Origin of the sequence: Polaromonas sp., assembly GCF_018780625.1 — a bacterium.
Taxonomy (GTDB): Bacteria; Pseudomonadota; Gammaproteobacteria; order Burkholderiales; family Burkholderiaceae_C; genus Polaromonas.
Genome location: NZ_JADMJK010000092.1, coordinates 8,413 through 9,898 on the forward strand (window position 1 = coordinate 8,413; position 1,486 = coordinate 9,898).

Annotated in this window: 2 protein-coding genes; both read left to right on the forward strand. The window is 64.3% G+C overall.

What is annotated here, in order from left to right; all coding sequences use genetic code 11:
- The first annotated feature begins 42 nt into the window (after window positions 1-42).
- Window positions 43-795, forward strand: coding sequence for a MotA/TolQ/ExbB proton channel family protein (locus tag IV091_RS08490; RefSeq protein ID WP_293467551.1), 753 nt, complete (start codon window positions 43-45; stop codon window positions 793-795).
- Window positions 792-1,238, forward strand: a complete 447-nt coding sequence (locus IV091_RS08495; protein ID WP_293467553.1) for a biopolymer transporter ExbD — start codon at window positions 792-794, stop codon at window positions 1,236-1,238. The genes IV091_RS08490 and IV091_RS08495 overlap by 4 nt, the downstream gene beginning before the upstream one ends.
- Window positions 1,239-1,486: the final 248 nt, after the last annotated feature.

Sequence of the window (1,486 nt, forward strand, 5' to 3'; positions counted from 1 at the left end):
TGTTTGACATGTTTGATGTGCTCAATCTGAAGTGATGCCCGCATGAATCTGCTGGCCCTCATCGCCCAAGGCGGCCTCATCAGCCAATTGGTGGCGATGCTGCTGCTGGCGATGTCGGTGGCCAGCTGGGTTGTGATTCTCTGGAAAGTCTGGCTGCTCCACCGCGCTGTGGGCGATGTGGCGCGCAGCACGGCCGTCTTCTGGCAGTCCGCGTCGGTTGAGGTCGCCGCCGAAAAGGTCGCCGCGTTTGACCGCGAGGCGCTGGTGCTGCCGCTGATCGCAGCGACCCGGTTCAGGACCCAGGGCACGCTGGCAACCGCCGGCGACAAGGCGCAGCAACTCACCCGTGTGCTGCGCGACGCCCTGCATGCCGTGCTGAACAAGCTCCAGTTCGGCCAGGTGCTGCTGGCCACGGTCGGCTCGACCGCGCCTTTTGTCGGCCTGCTGGGAACGGTGTGGGGTATCTACCATGCGCTGACCGGCATGGCGACTGCAGGGCAGGTCACGATTGACAAGGTCTCGGGGCCGGTCGGCGAGGCGCTCATCATGACGGCGGCCGGCCTTGCGGTCGCCATTCCTGCCGTGCTGGCCTACAACGTCTTTGGCCGCATGATTGGCCGCATTGAGGCCGACCTGGAGGGATTTGCGCGTGATTTGCGCGAGTTGTTGACCGCTACAGAACGTGGCGCGCCGAGCGTGGGGGCCGGCGAACGCAGCGCCGGGCCGCCCCAAGCAAGTTCAGCCCCCCCGGGGGGCAGCGCAGTACGCGAAGCGACAAGCGTGGGGGCGTTATGACCTTTGGCAGGCTGGAACGCACGCAGGGGCCGCAACCCATGAGCGACATCAACGTGACGCCGCTGGTAGATGTGATGCTGGTGCTGGTGGTGATTTTCATCATCACGGCGCCGCTGCTGGCCAGCACCATCGCGCTCGATTTGCCTGTAACCGATGCCGCCAGAACGAGCGAAACGCCCCGATTTGTGACGCTGGTGGTCGACCGTTCAGGCCAGGCTTTTTTGAATGACAGGCCGCTGTCGCCGGACGAATTGGCAAGCGCGCTGGCGCAAACCGCGCGCCAGCACCCCGACACCGAAGTCCAGTTGCGCGCCGACCAGGCCGTGCCGTATGGCAAGGTGGTGGAAGTGATGGGCGCGGCGCAAAAAGCCGGGTTGAACCGCATCGGTTTTGTGGCGGACCCCGGGCCGGCCGCCGCTGCAAGCCCCGCGCCCGGCCGTTAATCCAAGCGGCGTGTCCAGCCTCTAAAATCAAGCGTTCGCAGCGATGTGCTGCCCGGCCCGTGTTTCCGGGTTCTTTTTCCGGTTTTCAGATTTTCCATGCAAGACAAATACAACCACCTAGACGTAGAGCGCAACGCGCAAACCCAATGGACTGCCGTTGACGCTTACCGCGTGCGCGAAGACGCCAGCCGCCAGAAATACTACGCCTGCTCCATGCTGCCTTACCCCAGCGGCAAGCTGCACATGGG